The 17372-nt window shown below is 70.4% G+C and carries 18 protein-coding genes; 13 read left to right on the top strand and 5 right to left on the bottom strand.

Going from position 1 to position 17372, the window contains the following annotated elements; all coding sequences use genetic code 11:
- The first annotated feature begins 10 nt into the window (after positions 1-10).
- The 3 genes from ACZ5CZ_RS37510 to ACZ5CZ_RS37500 are packed head-to-tail and all read left to right on the top strand — an operon-like array spanning position 11 to position 3383.
- Positions 11-1228, top strand: coding sequence for a cytidylyltransferase domain-containing protein (locus tag ACZ5CZ_RS37510; RefSeq protein WP_468949264.1), 1218 nt, complete (start codon positions 11-13; stop codon positions 1226-1228).
- A 14-nt stretch (positions 1229-1242) separates the two neighbouring features.
- Complete coding sequence (locus ACZ5CZ_RS37505; protein WP_450788506.1) at positions 1243-2178, top strand: N-acetylneuraminate synthase family protein; 936 nt, start codon at positions 1243-1245, stop codon at positions 2176-2178.
- 38 nt (positions 2179-2216) lie between these two features.
- Positions 2217-3383 (top strand): hypothetical protein, encoded by a 1167-nt coding sequence (locus ACZ5CZ_RS37500; protein ID WP_385843527.1) that lies wholly within the window; start codon positions 2217-2219, stop codon positions 3381-3383.
- 75 nt (positions 3384-3458) lie between these two features.
- Here ACZ5CZ_RS37500 and ACZ5CZ_RS37495 read toward each other — a convergent pair whose 3' ends face one another.
- The 3 genes from ACZ5CZ_RS37495 to ACZ5CZ_RS37485 all read right to left on the bottom strand — a co-directional run bounded on the left by ACZ5CZ_RS37495 (position 3459) and on the right by ACZ5CZ_RS37485 (position 4985).
- Entirely contained in the window at positions 3459-3656 is a 198-nt protein-coding gene (locus ACZ5CZ_RS37495; RefSeq protein WP_385843529.1) for a hypothetical protein, read from the bottom strand.
- Between the two features lie 142 nt (positions 3657-3798).
- Positions 3799-4740: a DUF2637 domain-containing protein gene (locus tag ACZ5CZ_RS37490; RefSeq protein WP_468949261.1), complete on the bottom strand. Its 942-nt coding sequence runs from the start codon at positions 4738-4740 to the stop codon at positions 3799-3801.
- An 8-nt stretch (positions 4741-4748) separates the two neighbouring features.
- Positions 4749-4985: a hypothetical protein gene (locus tag ACZ5CZ_RS37485; RefSeq protein WP_468949259.1), complete on the bottom strand. Its 237-nt coding sequence runs from the start codon at positions 4983-4985 to the stop codon at positions 4749-4751.
- Between the two features lie 667 nt (positions 4986-5652).
- Between ACZ5CZ_RS37485 and ACZ5CZ_RS37480 the strand changes: the two genes are divergently transcribed.
- Positions 5653-5949: a hypothetical protein gene (locus ACZ5CZ_RS37480; RefSeq protein ID WP_468949257.1), complete on the top strand. Its 297-nt coding sequence runs from the start codon at positions 5653-5655 to the stop codon at positions 5947-5949.
- A 159-nt stretch (positions 5950-6108) separates the two neighbouring features.
- Complete coding sequence (locus tag ACZ5CZ_RS37475; protein ID WP_385843534.1) at positions 6109-7347, top strand: amidohydrolase; 1239 nt, start codon at positions 6109-6111, stop codon at positions 7345-7347.
- Between the two features lie 99 nt (positions 7348-7446).
- Here the strand turns inward: ACZ5CZ_RS37475 and ACZ5CZ_RS37470 are convergent, their stop codons facing one another.
- On the bottom strand, positions 7447-7758 hold the full coding sequence (locus ACZ5CZ_RS37470) for a hypothetical protein (protein WP_385843535.1): 312 nt from the start codon (positions 7756-7758) through the stop codon (positions 7447-7449).
- Positions 7759-8225: 467 nt separating this feature from the next.
- Here ACZ5CZ_RS37470 and ACZ5CZ_RS37465 point away from each other — a divergent pair, with 467 nt between their 5' ends.
- From ACZ5CZ_RS37465 to ACZ5CZ_RS37430, 8 genes are all read left to right on the top strand, one after another.
- Positions 8226-9281, top strand: coding sequence for a BMP family lipoprotein (locus tag ACZ5CZ_RS37465; RefSeq protein WP_385843537.1), 1056 nt, complete (start codon positions 8226-8228; stop codon positions 9279-9281).
- 268 nt (positions 9282-9549) lie between these two features.
- A complete protein-coding gene (locus ACZ5CZ_RS37460) occupies positions 9550-11076 on the top strand; it encodes an ABC transporter ATP-binding protein (RefSeq protein ID WP_385843573.1) in 1527 nt (508 codons plus the stop codon).
- Positions 11073-12200 carry an ABC transporter permease gene (locus tag ACZ5CZ_RS37455; protein WP_385843538.1) on the top strand — a complete coding sequence of 376 codons (1128 nt, stop codon included), beginning with the start codon at positions 11073-11075 and terminating at the stop codon, positions 12198-12200. Before ACZ5CZ_RS37460 ends, ACZ5CZ_RS37455 begins: the two co-directional genes overlap by 4 nt.
- On the top strand, positions 12200-13486 hold the full coding sequence (locus tag ACZ5CZ_RS37450; protein WP_385843539.1) for an ABC transporter permease: 1287 nt from the start codon (positions 12200-12202) through the stop codon (positions 13484-13486). The genes ACZ5CZ_RS37455 and ACZ5CZ_RS37450 overlap by 1 nt, the downstream gene beginning before the upstream one ends.
- On the top strand, positions 13483-13887 hold the full coding sequence (locus ACZ5CZ_RS37445; RefSeq protein ID WP_385843540.1) for a cytidine deaminase: 405 nt from the start codon (positions 13483-13485) through the stop codon (positions 13885-13887). The genes ACZ5CZ_RS37450 and ACZ5CZ_RS37445 overlap by 4 nt, the downstream gene beginning before the upstream one ends.
- 80 nt (positions 13888-13967) lie before the next feature.
- Positions 13968-15245 carry a thymidine phosphorylase gene (locus ACZ5CZ_RS37440; RefSeq protein WP_385843574.1) on the top strand — a complete coding sequence of 426 codons (1278 nt, stop codon included), beginning with the start codon at positions 13968-13970 and terminating at the stop codon, positions 15243-15245.
- Positions 15246-15340: 95 nt separating this feature from the next.
- Positions 15341-15925 (top strand): Uma2 family endonuclease, encoded by a 585-nt coding sequence (locus ACZ5CZ_RS37435; protein ID WP_468949253.1) that lies wholly within the window; start codon positions 15341-15343, stop codon positions 15923-15925.
- 38 nt (positions 15926-15963) lie between these two features.
- A complete protein-coding gene (locus tag ACZ5CZ_RS37430) occupies positions 15964-16350 on the top strand; it encodes an STAS domain-containing protein (protein ID WP_467545898.1) in 387 nt (128 codons plus the stop codon).
- Here ACZ5CZ_RS37430 and ACZ5CZ_RS37425 read toward each other — a convergent pair.
- Positions 16243-17247 (bottom strand): sigma-70 family RNA polymerase sigma factor, encoded by a 1005-nt coding sequence (locus tag ACZ5CZ_RS37425; protein WP_385843544.1) that lies wholly within the window; start codon positions 17245-17247, stop codon positions 16243-16245. The two genes, ACZ5CZ_RS37430 and ACZ5CZ_RS37425, sit on opposite strands and share 108 nt — an antisense overlap.
- Positions 17248-17372 lie beyond the last annotated feature (125 nt).

Genomic DNA, 17372 nt, shown 5'->3' with positions numbered 1-17372 from the left:
AGTGGAAACCGTGTCCGAGACAGCAGTCGGCGTGCGCCGCATCCTCGCGGTGATCCCCGCCCGGGGCGGCTCCAAGGGAGTGCCCGCCAAGAACCTGGCCCCCATCGGCGGCGTCCCCCTGGTCGCCCGCGCGGTCCGCGAGTGCCTGGCCACCCGGCTGGTCACGGACGTGGTCGTCTCCACCGACGACCGGGCCATCGCCAACGCGGCCCGCGAGGCGGGCGCCGAGGTCGTACTGCGCCCCGCCGCCATCGCCGGTGACACCGCCACCTCCGAGGCGGCCGTACTGCACGCGATGGACGCCCACGAGGCCCTGCACGGCGCCGCCGTCGACGTCGTCGTACTCGTCCAGTGCACCAGCCCCTTCCTCGTCCGCGAGGACGTCGACGGCGTCGCCGGCGCGGTCGCCGAGCAGGGCGCCGACACCGCCGTCACCGTCGCCCCCTTCCACGGCTTCGTGTGGCGCCACTCCGACGAGACGGCCGGGGGCGGCTTCGGCGTCAACCACGACAAGTCCTTCCGGCCCCGCCGCCAGGACCGCCCCCAGGACTTCCTGGAGACCGGCGCCGCCTACGCGATGGACGCGGCCGGCTTCCGCAAGCACCAGCACCGCTTCTTCGGCCGTACGGAACTCGTCCGCACCGACCCCGCCCGGGTCCTGGAGATCGACGACCCGCACGACCTCGCCCGCGCCCGCGCGCTCGCCCCGCTCTTCGACGCGGACCGCCCGGGCGCCCTCCCCACCTATGACGACATCGACGCCGTCGTCCTCGACTTCGACGGCACCCAGACCGACGACCGGGTGCTGATCGACTCCGAGGGACGGGAGTTCGTCTCCGTCCACCGCGGCGACGGACTCGGCATCGCGGCCCTGCGCAAGAGCGGCCTGAAGATGCTGATCCTGTCCACGGAACAGAACCCGGTGGTCGCCGCCCGCGCCCGGAAGCTGAAGCTCCCGGTGCTGCACGGCATCGACCGCAAGGACCTCGCCCTCAAGCAGTGGTGCGAGGAGCAGGGCATCGCGCCGGAGCGCGTGCTCTACGTCGGCAACGACGTCAACGACCTCCCGTGCTTCGCCCTCGTCGGCTGGCCCGTGGCGGTCGCGAGCGCCCACGACGTCGTACGCGGCGCCGCACGCGCGGTCACCACCGTCCCCGGCGGTGACGGCGCGATCCGAGAGATCGCCAGCTGGATCCTCGGCCCCTCTCTCGATTCCCTCCCCGAGTAAGGACACCCCCAGTCATGAGCAACTCCCGTCTGCGCACGTTCGGTTCGCGCGAGGTCGGCCCCGGCCGCCCCGTCTACATCTGCGGCGAGATCGGCATCAACCACAACGGTGAGCTGGAGAACGCCTTCAAGCTCATCGACGTGGCCGCCGAGGCCGGCTGCGACGCCGTCAAGTTCCAGAAGCGCACCCCGGAGATCTGCACCCCGCGCGACCAGTGGGACATCGAGCGCGACACCCCCTGGGGCCGGATGACCTACATCGACTACCGCCACCGGGTGGAGTTCGGCGAGGACGAGTACCGCCAGATCGACGCGTACTGCAAGGAGAAGGGCATCGACTGGTTCGCGTCCCCGTGGGACACCGAGGCGGTCGCCTTCCTGGAGAAGTTCGACCTGCCCGCCCACAAGGTCGCCTCCGCGTCCCTCACGGACGACGAGCTGCTGCGCGCCCTGCGCGACACCGGCCGTACGGTCATCCTCTCCACCGGCATGTCCACCCCGCGCCAGATCCGCCACGCGGTCGAGGTGCTGGGCAGCGACAACATCCTCATGTGCCACGCCACCTCCACCTACCCGGCCAAGGCCGAGGAGCTGAACCTCCGCGTGATCAACACGCTGGAGAAGGAGTACCCGAACGTCCCGATCGGCTACTCCGGCCACGAGACCGGCCTCCAGACCACCCTGGCCGCGGTCGCCCTCGGCGCCACCTTCGTGGAGCGCCACATCACCCTCGACCGCGCCATGTGGGGCTCCGACCAGGCCGCCTCCGTCGAGCCGCAGGGCCTGACCCGCCTGGTCCGCGACATCCGCACCATCGAGGCCTCCCTCGGCGACGGCGTCAAGAAGGTCTACGACTCCGAGCTGGGCCCGATGAAGAAGCTGCGCCGGGTCACCGGTGTCGTCGCCGAGGCGGAGATCGCGGCCGCGGCCGGCGAGCCGGTCGCGGTCTGAGCGTTCTGATTCCCTTACGACGGGACGGTCGTACGCCGATGAGCCCCCGCGCCGGTCACCCCGGCCACCCTCCCCGCACGCTCGCCTTCGTGGAGAGCCCCGTCCAGCTGCTGAACGTACTGGAGTGGGCGCACCTGCACGGTCTGCACGGCGCGGACCCGGACGGCACCGGCCCGGCCGCGCCGCTGCCGTGCGTGCCGACGCAGGTGCGGCGGACGGTGACCGGCGACTCGCCACGCACCGGCGCGGAACTCACGGTCGTCGTCCTGTCCCCGACCGACCCCATGACCCGGGGCCAGCTGCGCCGCATGGCCGACCTGGCCCGGGACGAGGGGTACCGGGTGCGCTGGGAGGAGGCGCGGGGCGGTACGACGGCCCCGTTCGCGACGATCGGCGGCCTGGCCGGTGCGCTGCGCCGCGCCGACCGCATCGTCATGGGGGACCCCTTCTCCCGCTATGTGCAGCTGCTGCTGACGATCACCCGCGCCCGCGACCTGGTGGTCGTGGACGACGGCACCGCGACGATGGAGTTCGTCGCCCAGCTCGCCCGCGGTGAACGCCTGGTGCGCTGGCACCGCAAGGGCGGCCGCCGCGGCCCCCGGGACCTGCTCTTCGCCCCGGTCTCCGCCTCGGCCCGGCGCCGCCTCACCCCGAGCGACCGGCACCGGGTGGAGGTCTTCTCCTCCATGCCGGTGACCCAGACGCCGGACGGTGTGACGGTCACGGCGAACGACTTCGCCTGGACCCGGGCCCGCTTCGGCCCGCCGCGCATCACCAAGGGCGCCGACATGGTCGGTACATCGCTGGTGGAGACCGGCGTGGTGGACGGCGACCGCTACCTCGAAGCCGTCCGCCACCTGGCCAAAACCCACGGCGCCACCCGCTACTTCGCCCACCGGCGCGAGAACACCGGCAAACTCCACCGCCTCGCAGCCGAGACGGGCCTGGAGATAGTCCGCCCGGACCTGCCGCTGGAACTGATCGCCCGCAGGGGCCCCATCGGCCGTACGATCCTCAGCTTCCCCTCCACCGTCGTCCACACCCTCCCGCTGGCGCTGACCGGCACGGGGGTGCGGGTGGCGGTCTGCGACATCGACCCGAGCTGGCTCACCGACTCCGCGTCCCCCCGCGCCCAGGGCTTCCTCTCCGGCGTGACCGGCACCGCCCGCGACGTCCACCGGCTGACGGCGGTGACCCCGGCGTGACGGACGGCCCCCAGGGCCGCTCTTCCGGATGTGCGTGCCGGGGCCCGCGACGCCGGCACGATCCGGAAGAAGACCCTAGGGCGGGGTGGTGCCGCAGCCGGTCGGGCAGACCCAGAGCCGGAACGGCAGTCCGCGGTAGCGCACCTCGCCCAGCACCCGGCCGCTCGACCCCAGCGGGAGGCCGCAGTCGGCGCAGTCGATGCCCATCTGCTGGCGGGGCCGGAGCCGGGCGACGTCGGGCAGGAGCGGGGGCGCCGAGACAAGGGTGTTCACGCGCCGCCCCCGACCGTCCGGCCCCGGGCGGGCCGGACGGCGGCCGCCCGCACCGGCGTACGGAAACTGCTCATCGATGTGGAACCTCCAGCTGTGCCAGGCGGAAGCGGACCCCGGCTCGGCGGCGCCGCCGTGAGAACGGTCAGGGACGGTCGCCGGGCCACCCGAAGCGACGCGGGGGACCGGAGAGCGGGTCATGGGCCGCAGGACCGGCGGCCCCCACCTCTCCCACCGGTCCCGCGAAGCCCCCCGGTGGCAGGTCGCCGCTCGGGTACAGCGTGCCCTCCTGGGGCGCCGCCGCTTCTTCCACGGCCGCCTTCTCGGAAGACTGGGACCGGTGCCGGGGGAAGGCCCGCCGGGGCGGTCTGGTCAGGGTGACCTGCCGTACCACCTGCTGGAAGCAGGCCAGCGAGGCGAGGCTCGGCAGCGCGGCGGCCACGGTGTCCACGATGTTCTTCGGTGCCTGCGCCACACACAGGGCCATGGCGATGGCGGAGAACACCAGCAGGACGGACCAGGAGTGCAAGGCCCGGCGCTGGTGCAGCGCCGCCCGGAGGATGGACAGCGACGCCACCAGCCAGGGGCCGAACACCAGCAGAGGCCACCAGGAGACCACGCCGCTCTCCGTCCGGGCCGCCGCCACTAAGCGCAGCGGGTCGTAGGCGATCAGGCCGCCGAAGATGCTCACTCCCGAAGCGATGACGGTCGCGGCGGCGGCGATGAGGTAGCTGGCGATCCGGATCCTGCCGGGACGCTGTCTCCGGCGGTCCTTGCGGTGGCCCCGCGGAGCCGCCTTCACCGGGGGCAGCTCCGCCGTGAGTTCCACCAGGGCCTCGCGGGGCGTCTTCGGCTCCGGAGCCATGGGGTGGTCCTCATAGCGCGGGCCCGGGACCCTGCCCTCCTGCTCCATGGTGTCCCGGAGCATGTAGGCCAGTTCTTCCGCGGGGTCCCAGCCCGAGTCCGGGGGGACCAGAGGGTGCGGGAAATCCTCGGTGGGCGACCGGTGCCGCCCCCTGCCGTGGTAGTAGTCGTCCGCATAGTCGGCGGGGAAATCCGGGTACGATCCCGTTGTCTCGTGCTGCATGGGCGATGTCATTCCGTCGGTGAAATACGGAACCAGGTGTCCGCGCCCGCCCAGCGCTGGGAGATGTCACTCTCCAGCGAGTTCATTCTCTCCATGAATTCCTGGAGGATCTCCTCGGTCGCCTCCAGTGTGACAGGGAGGCCGCCCCTCATCAGGACCCCTTTGGCGCTGTGCATTTCGGCGCGTGCCGGCAGGTAGGTATAAGAACCCAGCCGCACGGGACGCACCCTCAGAGCCTTCGTCATGCTGCAACTAACGGCACCACGCGACGATGGGTGTGCGGCAAAGGAGTGAAGAAAGTAGCCGGACAAACACCTTGTCCCGGTGTCGTTCGGCCCTATGCCCATCCTGTATGAGAAATGGAAAAGCAGGTGGTACATGACGACGGCGGGATCAGAAGAAAAGGTTTTTCAAAGTGTAGGGGCTGTTTCTCCCTGGTCGCAGCCCCTGGGGCGGATTGTTAGGATTTCCTGCCGTCGGAGCAGCCCGGTGCGTCACTCATGGCCCGCACCTCGCGCTGTAGCACTTCCCCCATGCGACGCCACCGCCGCAATTCCACGGTGTCGGTCTGCCGCATCCGGAACTGGTGGGGTCGTACGAAAATGGACCCCGCGGTACAGAGGGAAGTACATGTGATTACCGTCCAGACGAGCATGTTCCACATTTTTTCTTCTCCCGTGTGACGTGCGGATGGGGTCGCAGATTATCCGTGTCGAGATGTGGCATCTCACATACGCGCGATGCGGAATAATGCGTCACTCGAAGAGCGGACTAAAAGTAAATGAGGGGCGAGTTCCTCCGCAGCTTGATTTTTTTGCCCGCACCGTGGGGAGCATGGCTCGGTCGGCGGGGCTGCCGGCAAGGGGGAAACGGGGAGGATCACACTCATTCTCCTGGGACGAATGGGAGCAGTTGAAGGCGGACGCCGCGGACGGGGACGCCAAGTGGGCGCCGGAACTGCGGGCGTTGAAGGCCGACGGCGACCTGGTGGCGTCCGGCCGGGCCTGGACCCGCTACCGTGCGGGACGAGGCCAACCGTCTCGTGCCGGCCGAGAGCCGGGCCGGCTACAGGACAAGCTGGACGCCTGGATGAAGAAGGAGGGGCCGGCCGGCCCCGGTCCGGCCGGCGGCCGCGCCTCCCCGCCCGCCGTCGGAGGGCGCGTCCGGGGGGTCCGGTGCGTGGACATGGCGCGCGTGATCGTGGCGTGACGTGGTATGCGTGGAAGGAGGAAACAAGTGTTTTACCCACCAGTGTCCGCCGCCATGCGTCCGCCGGTCAGATTTTATTCCCCTAACGGGCTGAACTTTTGTTGATCGAGGGGTACTTGACCGGCCGGGCGTCCTACCCTTCAGAGGGTGAAGCAATTGATGTCCCTAGAGTCCGAGGCCGGCCTCGCGGGGGATGTGCTCCCCGGGGTGCTGAGCGAGTCCCTGCACACCGAACTCGTCGCGTTCCGCCGCGACTTGCACATGCACCCCGAGCTGGGCAACCAGGAGTTCCGAACCACCGCCGCGATCAAGGAGCGGCTGGAGCAGGCCGGGCTGCGGCCCCGCGTCCTGTCCGCCGGAACCGGACTCGTGTGCGACATCGGACTCGCCGAGGGGGAGCGGTCGGCGGTGCCGCTGCTGGCGCTGCGGGCCGACATCGACGCCCTCCCCATCCCGGACACCAAGACCGACTGCCCGTACCGGTCGACCGTGCCGGACCGGGCGCACGCGTGCGGACACGACGTGCACACGACCGTGGTGCTCGGGGCCGGGCTGGTGCTGGCGGACCTGCACGCCAAGGGGCTGCTGCCCCGGCCGGTGCGGCTGGTCTTCCAGTCCGCCGAGGAGCTGATGCCCGGCGGTGCCCTCGACGCCATCGAGGACGGGGTGCTGTCCGGTGTCGGACGGATTCTCGCCGTGCACTGCGACCCCCGGGTGGACGCCGGGAAGATCGGGCTGCGGCACGGGGCCATCACCAGCGCCTGCGACCGGCTGGAGATCGCCCTCGACGGGCCCGGCGGGCACACCGCCCGGCCGCATCTGACCACCGACCTGGTCACCGCCGCCGCCCGGGTCGCCGTGGACGTGCCCGCGCTGATCGCCCGCCGGGTCGACACCCGGGCGGGGCTGGCGCTGACCTGGGGCCGGATCGAGTCCGGGCACGCGCCGAACGTGATCCCGCAGCACGCCGAGCTGTCCGGCACCGTGCGCTGCCTGGACCTGGAGGCCTGGCGGCAGGCCCCGGACATCGTGCACGCCGCCATCGACGAGGTCGCCACCCTGCACCGGGCCAAGACGGAGATCACCTATGTACGCGGGGTGCCGCCGGTGGTGAACGACAAGGACTCCACCGAGCTGCTGCGCCGCGCCATGGCCGCGCGGCGGGGGCGGGACTCCGTCGAGAGCACCGAGCAGAGTCTCGGCGGCGAGGACTTCTCCTGGTACCAGGAGCATGTGCCGGGTGCCATGGCCCGGCTCGGCGTCCGCCGGCCCGGCGAGCGCACGGTGCGCGATCTGCACCAGGGCGACTTCGACGCCGACGAGCACGCGATCGTGGTCGGCGTCGAGATGTTCACGGCGGCGGCCTGCCTGGACGCCAGGTCCCCCATGGAGGACTGAGCCGCAGTAGCGGCACCGGCAGAAGGCTGCCCGGCGCGATGCCGGACAGCCTTCTGCCGTATACAGGCCTTCTCCTGGGCAGAGCCCTGCCGGGCGGGATCAGACCGGCTCGTCGGTCTCGATCTTCATCCGGAGGACGCCGACGCCGGAGTGTCCCGGGTCCGAGCTGCACGTCGCATGGGAGGTCTCGCCCTTGCGCGTGTTGACCCAGTTGCCCTCCATGTTGAAGGTGTGGCCGTTCGGGCCTACGCACACGGCCCAGACGCGGTGCACGCTGAAGCGGGTGTCGCCGCCGGTGCACTTGCCGTAGGCGGTGCCACCGTTCTTGGACGTCCAGGTGGTGCAGGTGGAGTCGGCGGAGGCGGGCGTGGCCGCCAGGACGACGAGCGCGGTGCTGGCGGTGAGACCCACGCCGACAGCGGCGGATACGGCCTTACGGAAATTCAAGAGTTCCCCCTTGGTCGATCCAGAAGATCTGGATGATCGGACGATCGGAAAGATCGACTTTGGTCAGAAGCCGAAGATCGCCGCGGTCAAGCTAGCCAAGCGGGAGGCGGCTTGCAAGGGTGTTCGATCAACCTGCCGGGCCGCCTCCCGGAGGCCGGGCAGGCGGAGCGAGAGGTTCCGCTGTCCGGCGCAACACACTCGTAAGCCATTCGTGCCCTGTGCGCGACGACGGCGTGAGAGATCACAGACCCCGAGTTCAGGCAGTGTTTGCCTCGAATCGATAACGGCTTCGAGAGGGGTGTTTTTCTGACATCTACGCGCGTTACGATGCCGCGAAGCCGACGCCGATGGGGGCGTCTCGGCCCGAGCACTGGCATGGTGCTCACATCAAGCGCCGACAAGGCGCTCAGGTCAGGTGAAGGAGCCTTCCCGTGCGCCGGGTAGCCAAGCTTTCCGCTGCGTGTCTCGCCACCGCAGCCCTCGCACTGACTGCCACAGCCTGTGGCAGCACCTCGTCCGACAACAACGGCACCTCGCCGTCCTCCGGCGGAGGCAAGGGTGTCAAGATCGGTCTCGCCTACGACGTCGGCGGCCGTGGTGACCGGTCCTTCAACGACTCCGCCGCGCGCGGTGCGGACAAGGCCCAGAAGGAGTTCGGCGGCTCGATCAAGGAGCTGACCGCGAAGTCCTCGGACACCCCCGCGGACCGTGTGCAGCGCCTGACGGACCTGGCGGACGCCGGCTACAGCCCGATCATCGCCGTCGGTTACACCTACGCGCCCGCCGTCGAGCAGGTCGCGAAGAAGTACCCGAAGACCTCCTTCGGTCTGGTCGACGCCGTGGTCGGCGGCAGCAACGTCAACAGCATCACCTTCACCGAGGAGCAGGGCTCGTACCTCGCCGGTGTCGCGGCCGCGCTGAAGACGAAGAAGGACCACGTCGGCTTCATCGGCGGTGTCGACAGCCCGCTGATCAAGAAGTTCGAGGCGGGTTACGTCCAGGGTGTCCACGACACCAACAAGAAGATCAAGGTCGACACCCAGTACCTGTCGCACGGCTCGGACACCTCCGGCTTCTCCAGCCCCGACAAGGGCAAGGAGGCCGCGCAGGGCATGCTGGACGGCGGCGCCGACGTGATCTACACGGCGGCCGGCTCCTCCGGCAACGGCGCGATCGAGGCCGTGCACGGCGTCAAGGGCGCCTGGGCCATCGGCGTGGACTCGGACCAGTACAACATCCCGGGTCTGGCGCAGTACAAGAGCTCGATCCTGACCTCCATGGTCAAGAACGTCGACGTCGGCGTCTACGACTTCATCAAGTCCGTCCACGACGGCAAGCCGCTGTCCGGCAACAACGTCTACTCGCTGGCCAAGGGCGGCGTCTCGCTGGCCGCCAGCGGTGGCTTCATCGCGGACATCCAGCCCAAGCTGGACGCCGCGAAGAAGGACATCGTCGACGGCAAGATCAAGGTCAAGACCACCCCGTGATCTGACGGTCCGGGGGTCCCGGACCCGCCCGCGGCCCCAGCGCCCGGGCGGTCCGAGGACCCGTCGGATCAGGTCCGTCCAGCGGACCTCGGCTCGGCGCGGGGGAGCCTTCGGGACCCCCTCGCCGAGCCATAACAATGTGTCAACTCTACGCGTGTAGCACGGAGTTGCCGCGCTAGCGTCGCCGACGCCCAGCCCTCCCCTACGCAGCCCCTTTCCCCGAGGAGAGTGCGCCATCAACGCGTCCAGCCCTCCCGCTGCCGTCGAACTGCGCGGCATCACCAAGCGTTTCCCCGGCGTCGTCGCCAACCGCGACATCGACATCACGGTCCGCACGGGCACCGTCCACGCCCTGTGCGGTGAGAACGGCGCCGGCAAGTCGACCCTGATGAAGATCCTCTACGGCATGCAGCAGCCGGACGAGGGCACCATCACGGTCAACGGCGAGCAGGTCGTCCTGCACAACCCCGGCGACGCCATCGCCCGCGGCATCGGCATGGTGCACCAGCACTTCATGCTCGCCGACAACCTCACCGTCCTCGAGAACGTCGTCCTCGGCGCGGAGAAGCTGTACGGCATCGGCGGCAAGGCCCGCGCGAAGATCAAGGAGATCTCCGACGCGTACGGCCTGAACGTCCGCCCCGACGTCCTCGTGGAGGAACTGGGCGTCGCCGACCGCCAGCGCGTGGAGATCCTCAAGGTCCTCTACCGCGGCGCCAAGATCCTCATCCTGGACGAGCCGACCGCGGTGCTGGTGCCGCAGGAGGTCGACGCGCTCTTCGCCAACCTGCGCGAGCTGAAGGCCGAGGGCCTCACCGTCATCTTCATCTCGCACAAGCTGGGCGAAGTGCTCTCGGTCGCCGACGACATCACCGTCATCCGGCGCGGCACCACGGTGGGCACGGCCGTACCGTCCGCCACCACCCCCAAGCAGCTCGCCGAGCTGATGGTCGGCAGCGAGCTGCCCACCCCGGAGACCGAGGAGTCCACCGTCACGGACGTCCCGATGCTGGACGTCACCGGGCTGCACCTCACGCAGACGGGGCTCGACGGCATCGAGCGGATCATCCTCGACGAGATCACCTTCACCATCCACAAGGGCGAGGTGCTGGGCATCGCCGGTGTGGAGGGCAACGGCCAGTCCGAACTGGTCGAGGCGATCATGGGCATGCGCCACCCGGACACCGGCGTCGTCACCCTCGACGGCACCAACATCTCGCACATCGACACCCGCGCCCGCCGCGTGGCCGGTATCGGCTACATCCCCGAGGACCGCCACCGGCACGGCCTGCTGCTCGAGGCGCCGCTGTGGGAGAACCGCATCCTCGGCCACGTCAGCGAGAAGCCCAACTCGCGCGGCGGCCTGCTGGACATCAAGGCGGCCCGCGCCGACACCGAGCGGATCGTGCAGGCGTACGACGTCCGCACCCCCGGTATCGACGTGACCGCGGGCTCGCTGTCCGGCGGCAACCAGCAGAAGCTGATCGTCGGCCGGGAGATGAGCCACAACCCCAAGCTGCTCATCGCCGCCCACCCCACCCGTGGTGTGGACGTCGGCGCCCAGGCGGCCATCTGGGACTACATCCGCGAGGCCCGTCGCGAGGGCCTGGCGGTGCTGCTGATCTCCGCCGACCTGGACGAGCTGATCGGCCTCTCCGACACCCTGCGGGTGATGTACCGCGGCCGCCTGGTCGCCGACGCCGACCCCGCCACCATCACCCCCGAAGAGCTGGGCTCCGCCATGACGGGTGCGGCCTCCGGCCACCTGGAGCACACAGAGGACGACGAGCGATGAACAAGCTGACCTCACGGATCGACAAGGAGCGGCTGCTCCTCGGCATCGCGGCCCCGGTGCTCGCGGTCGTCGCCGCGCTGGTCATCACCGCCCTGGTGATCCTCGCGACCGGCAAGAACCCGGGCCCCGCCTTCAACGACATGGTGACCTACGGCTTCGCCAGCGACAGCCAGGTCTACATCCTCAACAAGGCGACGACGTACTACCTCGCGGGTGTCTCGGTGGCCATCGGCTTCCGGATGAACCTGTTCAACATCGGCGTCGACGGCCAGTACCGGATCGCCGCCTTCTTCGCCGCCGTGCTCGGCGGCGCGCTGACCCTGCCCGGCTGGATCGCCATCCCGCTGATCATCATCTGCGCCATGGCGACCGGCGCCCTGTGGGCGGCCATCGCCGGTGTCCTCAAGGTCACCCGGGGCGTCAGCGAGGTCATCTCCACGATCATGCTGAACGCGATCGCCACCGCGGTCATCGGCTATCTGCTCCAGCCCGGCAAGCTGGCCCGGCTGGAGGAGGGCGGCACGGTCGTCTCCACCAAGCCGCTGCCGACGTCCTCGTACTTCTTCAGCATCAACACCGGTCCGGCCGGTGAGCTGTGGGGCTTCATCTTCCTCGCCGTCATCGTCGGTGTCGCCTACTGGTTCGTGCTCGGCCGCACCCGCTTCGGCTTCGACCTGCGCACGGTCGGCCAGTCCGAGAGCGCCGCCTCCGCGAGCGGTGTGTCGGTGAAGAAGATGGTCCTCACCAGCATGCTCATCTCGGGTGCGGTGGCCGGTCTGATCGGCATGCCGACCCTGCTCAACGACAGTCACGCCTTCAGCAACGACTTCCCCGCCGGCATCGGCTTCACCGGCATCGCCATCGCCCTGCTCGGCCGCAACAACCCGGTCGGCATCGCGCTCGGCGCCCTGCTCTGGGGCTTCCTGGAGCGCACCACGAACCACCTGGAGTTCCAGGGCTACGACAAGGAGATCCTCGGCGTCATCCAGGGCGTCATCGTCCTCTGCGTCGTGATCGCCTACGAGGTCGTACGACGCTACGGCCTCAAGCGCCAGCAGCAGAAGGTCGGCGCGGAACTCGCCGCCATGGCCGCCGCCACGACGAAGAATCAGGAGGTGGCGTGATGACTGCCACGATGACCGACGCGCCGCCGCCCGCGGCGCCCAAGGCGGGCAACGCCCCCCAGCGCTCCGGCCGCTCGCTCGGCCAGCTCCTCATGATCATCGCCGGTGCCCTGCTGCTCGTCGCCGCCGTCCGTATGATCACCGGCTCCGACCAGCTCGACTCCGCCGGACAGGTCAGTGCCGCCGTCGGCCTCGCGGTGCCGATCGGCCTCGCCGGTCTCGCCGGTCTGTGGTCCGAGCGGTCCGGCGTGGTCAACATCGGCCTCGAGGGCATGATGATCCTCGGCACCTTCGGCGCCGGCTGGATCGGCTGGCAGACCAACCCCTGGCTGGGCCTGCTCTGCGGTGTCGCCTTCGGTGTCCTCGGCGGTCTGGTGCACGCCGTCGTCACCATCACCTTCGGCGTCGACCACATCGTCTCCGGTGTCGCGATCAACCTGCTCGCGCTCGGCATCACCCAGTACCTCGCCAAGGTCTTCTTCACCACCGGCAAGGCGGCCGACGCGGGCGGCAACCCCAAGCAGTCCCCGCCGGTCGACTCGCTGCCGCAGGTCACGGTGCCCGGCCTCTCCGACGCCCTGGCCTCGGTGGAGAAGCACCACTGGTTCCTGGTCTCCGACCTCGCCGGCATCCTCGGCGGCCTGGTCACCAACCTGTCCGTGATCACGATCCTGGCCGTGGTGCTGTTCGTCGCCAGCTGGTGGCTGCTGTGGCGCACCCCGTTCGGACTGCGGCTGCGCTCCTGCGGTGAGAACCCGATCGCCGCGGAGTCGCTCGGCGTCAACGTCTACACGTACAAGTACGCGGCCGTGGCCGTCTCCGGCGGTCTCGCCGGCCTCGGCGGTGCCTTCCTGGCCCTGGTCACCTCGCACACCTACCTGGAGGGCCAGACCGGCGGCCGCGGCTACATCGGCCTCGCGGCGATGATCTTCGGTAACTGGCGTCCCGGCGGCGTCGCGATGGGCGCCGGGCTGTTCGGCTACTCCGACGCGCTCCAGCTGCGCAACGGCGGCACCACCGTGCACGCCCTGCTGCTCCTGCTGGTCGTCCTGCTCGTGGCCCTGGGCGCCTGGAAGCTGTACCAGAAGGCCGTGCTCCAGGGCCTGATCAGCCTCGGCTGGGCCGGCATGGTCCTGGTCTGGTACCTGCTCACCGACGAGGTCCCGAGCGACTTCGTCGGCGCCACCCCGTACGTCGTCACCCTGCTCGTGCTGTCGCTGTCGGCGCAGCGCCTGCGGATGCCGAAGGCGGACGGCATGCGGTACCGGAAGGGCCAGGGCAAGTGACGGGCGCCGACGCCGGGTTCGACTGGGAGGCGCTGCGGGAGGTGGCGCGCGAGGCGATGTCCCACGCGTACGCCCCCTACTCCGGCTTCCCGGTCGGCGTGGCGGCTCGGGTCGACGACGGGCGCACGGTCACCGGCTGCAACGTGGAGAACGCCTCCTACGGCCTCGGCCTGTGCGCCGAGTGCGGCCTGGTCTCCGACCTCCAGCGCACCGGCGGCGGCCGCCTGACGCACTTCACCTGCGTGGACGGCACCGGCGGCCTGCTGGTCCCGTGCGGCCGCTGCCGTCAGCTCCTCTACGAGTTCGGCGGCCCGGAGCTGCTCCTGGACACCCCGGCGGGCATCCTCCCGCTGGCCGAGATGCTGCCCCAGGCCTTCGGCCCGGAGCATCTCACCTCGTAATGCCGTACGGCCCCCCTGCCCCGCTCGCAGGGGGGCCGCACACTTCGCACCTCCCGGAAGGAACGACACCCGCCATGGCCATGGACGCCATCTCCGTCATCCGCACCAAGCGGGACCGCGGCGAGCTGACCGACGAGCAGATCGACTGGGTCATCGACGCCTACACCCGCGGCGAGGTCGCCGACGAGCAGATGTCCGCGCTCGCCATGGCGATCCTGCTCAACGGCATGAACCGCCGTGAGATCGCCCGCTGGACCGCGGCCATGATCGCCTCCGGCGAGCGCATGGACTTCTCCTCGCTGTCCCGCCCGACGGCCGACAAGCACTCCACCGGCGGCGTCGGCGACAAGATCACGCTGCCCCTGGCGCCGCTCGTGGCCGCCTGCGGCGCCGCGGTCCCGCAGCTGTCCGGCCGCGGCCTCGGCCACACCGGCGGCACCCTGGACAAGCTGGAGTCCGTCCCGGGCTGGCGTGCCCTGCTCTCCAACGAGGAGATGCTGCACGTCCTGGACACCACGGGCGCCGTGATCTGCGCGGCCGGCGACGGCCTGGCCCCGGCGGACAAGAAGCTGTACGCGCTCCGCGACGTCACCGGCACGGTCGAGGCGATCCCGCTGATCGCCTCCTCCATCATGTCCAAGAAGATCGCCGAGGGCACCGGCTCGCTGGTCCTGGACGTGAAGGTCGGCACCGGCGCCTTCATGAAGACCCTGGAGGACGCCCGCGAGCTGGCGACCACCATGGTGGGCCTGGGCACCGACCACGGGGTGAAGACCGTGGCCCTGCTGACCGACATGTCCACCCCGCTCGGCCTCACCGCGGGCAACGCCCTGGAGGTCCGCGAGTCGGTCGAGGTCCTGGCGGGCGGCGGCCCCAAGGACGTGGTCGAGCTGACGATCGCGCTGGCCCGCGAGATGCTCGACGCCGCCGGGGTGAAGGACGCCGACCCGGCGAAGGCGCTGGCCGACGGTACGGCGATGGACGTGTGGCGCCGGATGATCGCGGCCCAGGGCGGCGACCCGGACGCCCCGCTGCCCACCTCCCGCGAGCAGCATGTGATCAAGGCCCCGTCGAGCGGTGTCCTCACCCGCCTCGACGCCTACGACATCGGCATCGCCGCCTGGCGCCTCGGCGCCGGCCGCGCCCGCAAGGAGGACCCGGTGCAGGCGGGAGCGGGCGTCGAGATGCACGCCAAGCCCGGCGACACGGTGACCGAGGGCCAGCCCCTGCTCACCCTGCACACCGACACCCCGGAGCGCTTCGACTACGCCCTGAACGCCATCGAGGGCTCCTACGACATCGCCGCCCCGGGCACCGCCTTCACCCCGTCCCCGGTGGTGCTGGAACGCATCGCCTGACCAGGGGATCTCCCCTTCCGAGTGAACGGGACCGGCGGACCACCGCCGGTCCCGTTCGGCATGCTGGGATCGGTGACGCACCGAAGGAGACCGCCATGAGCGCACTCACCGTGAGCCAGGACCCCGACCAGAACTGGGACGACCTCGTCCGGTACTGGGAGGAGATGGAATGGCCCGAGGGCAGCAAGGTGGAGATCATCGAGGGGATCATCACCGTGTCACCCCCTCCCGCAGTCCGCCACAACGTGATCGCGGCCCGCATCCAGCGTCGCCTCTACTCCGTGATCCCCGAGGACTGGGGTATTTATCAGACGCAGGCCATCGCCGTGCCGTCGCGGCTCGGCATGTTCATCCCGGACCTGTTGGTGGCCCCCGTTCAGGAGTGCGCCGAGTCGGACTCCCACATCCCAGGCGCCGTCGCCGAACTGGTCGTCGAGGTGACTTCCAGGACCAACGCGCGGCACGACCGGGTGAGCAAGCCCGCCGCGTACGCCACCACAGGTATTCCGCTCTCCCTCCTCGTCGACCGTTGGGCCCCCGGTGGCCCCACCGCGACCCTCTACGGGGAGCCGAAGGGCGAGGTGTACCGGGTCCTCAGCGCCGTCACGTTCGGTGATCCCATCACGCTCCCGGCGCCCTTCGACCTGACGATCGACACCGGCGAGTTCCCCGTGGACTGACCTGCCGCCCCGCACACCGGGGAGACCGGCTCCCGGCGATGAGTTCCGCGCGCTCCGCCGGTCTACCGCATGTGGAGGACGAGACCCCTGCCGTGCTGGTGCTGCGCGGCCCCCTGGCCCGGGAGGCGGTGGCACCGCTGTGTGCCGAGGTGCGGGGGCTGCTGGAGGGGCGCGGGGGAGGGGTGGTCGTGGTCGACGTGGGGGCGCTCGGGCCGCCGGGGCTGGGGGCCGTGGAGCTGCTGGCGCGGCTGGAGCTGACCGCCCGCCGGGCCGGCGGGCGGATCCGGCTGCGCGACCCCGACGCCGCGCTGGCCGCGCTACTCGAACTGACCGGACTCCGCTTCCAGACGGAGCGGGAGGCCGAACAGCGGGAACCATCGCTGGGCGTCGAGGAAGCAGTGGAATCCGGTGATCCGGCCGGCTGAGATCTCCAGGACCTGCACCGCCCAGGGGCTGAACCCGCCCTGCTCCGGATCCGGCTTGTAGTGCGCGAAGCCCGGCAGGCCGTTCGCCTGGACCGGCAGCAGCCGGGATCCGGCGCAGGCGGAGCCGAGCGTGGTCATGAAGCCGGTGATGTCGGCCGGGCCGCGCAGCCACAGGTCGAACGGCGGCATCGTCATGACGGCGTCCTCGTGCAGCAGCGCCGTCAGCGCCGTCATGTCGTACCCCTCGAAGGCCTGCACATAGCGGTCCAGGAGCTTTCGCTGCTCCTCGTCCAGCGGGTCGGACACCGCCGCGTCGGCGCCCGCCTCCGCGCGCTCGGCGAGCGTGGCCCGGGCCCGCTGCAAGGCGCTGTTGACGGAGGCGACCGTGGTGCCCAGCAGCTCGGCGACCTCGCTCGCCCGCCAGGCCAGCACCTCGCGCAGGATCAGCACCGCCCGCTGCTTGGGCGGCAGTTGCTGGAGCGCGGCCATGAACGCCAGCCGGACGGACTCCTTGGCGACCGCGGCCTCCGCCGGGTCCGTCACCGACGGCAGCACCCGGGCGTCCGGCATCGGCTCCAGCCAGGTGTGGTCCGGGCGGGGCGACAGGGCCGCCTGCGCGAGCGGGGTCGCATCGGTGAGGTCCATCGGGCGGGCCCGCTTGCTCCCGGCCGCCAGCATGTCCAGGCACACGTTCGTCGCGATCCGGTACAGCCAGGAGCGGAGGCTGGAGCGGCCCTCGAACGACCCGTAGCTCCGCCAGGCCCGGACCAGGGTGTCCTGCACCGCGTCCTCGGCCTCGAAGGACGAACCGAGCATCCGGTAGCAGTACCCGGTCAGTTCGGTCCGGTGCTTCTCCAGTGCGACCTCGAGATCCGCCGTCGCCGTGCCGTTGCCCATCGTCCACCCACCCCTGTGGCCGTAACCGTCACGCGTCCTCGCGCCCCAGCACTTCGGAAGCTACCGCACCCCACTGACAACGGCCGCCCGAGCCGGAAAAAGTCCAGCTCGGACGGCTTGTGTAC

It is taken from the genome of Streptomyces sp. NPDC031418 (assembly GCF_055581605.1).
Note: the sequence above shows the minus strand (reverse complement) of the source record. Positions and strands in the feature narration are given on the sequence as shown.

Coding starts and splice junctions, on each gene's coding strand:
- ACZ5CZ_RS37475 (WP_385843534.1), top strand. CDS start 6,109: ATGTCCCTAGAGTCCGAGGCCGGCCTCGCGGGGGATGTGCTCCCCGGG.
- ACZ5CZ_RS37485 (WP_468949259.1), bottom strand. CDS start 4,985: ATGACGAAGGCTCTGAGGGTGCGTCCCGTGCGGCTGGGTTCTTATACC.
- ACZ5CZ_RS37440 (WP_385843574.1), top strand. CDS start 13,968: ATGGACGCCATCTCCGTCATCCGCACCAAGCGGGACCGCGGCGAGCTG.
- ACZ5CZ_RS37450 (WP_385843539.1), top strand. CDS start 12,200: ATGACTGCCACGATGACCGACGCGCCGCCGCCCGCGGCGCCCAAGGCG.
- ACZ5CZ_RS37455 (WP_385843538.1), top strand. CDS start 11,073: ATGAACAAGCTGACCTCACGGATCGACAAGGAGCGGCTGCTCCTCGGC.
- ACZ5CZ_RS37490 (WP_468949261.1), bottom strand. CDS start 4,740: ATGCAGCACGAGACAACGGGATCGTACCCGGATTTCCCCGCCGACTAT.
- ACZ5CZ_RS37430 (WP_467545898.1), top strand. CDS start 15,964: ATGAGTTCCGCGCGCTCCGCCGGTCTACCGCATGTGGAGGACGAGACC.
- ACZ5CZ_RS37435 (WP_468949253.1), top strand. CDS start 15,341: ATGAGCGCACTCACCGTGAGCCAGGACCCCGACCAGAACTGGGACGAC.
- ACZ5CZ_RS37425 (WP_385843544.1), bottom strand. CDS start 17,247: ATGGGCAACGGCACGGCGACGGCGGATCTCGAGGTCGCACTGGAGAAG.
- ACZ5CZ_RS37505 (WP_450788506.1), top strand. CDS start 1,243: ATGAGCAACTCCCGTCTGCGCACGTTCGGTTCGCGCGAGGTCGGCCCC.
- ACZ5CZ_RS37500 (WP_385843527.1), top strand. CDS start 2,217: ATGAGCCCCCGCGCCGGTCACCCCGGCCACCCTCCCCGCACGCTCGCC.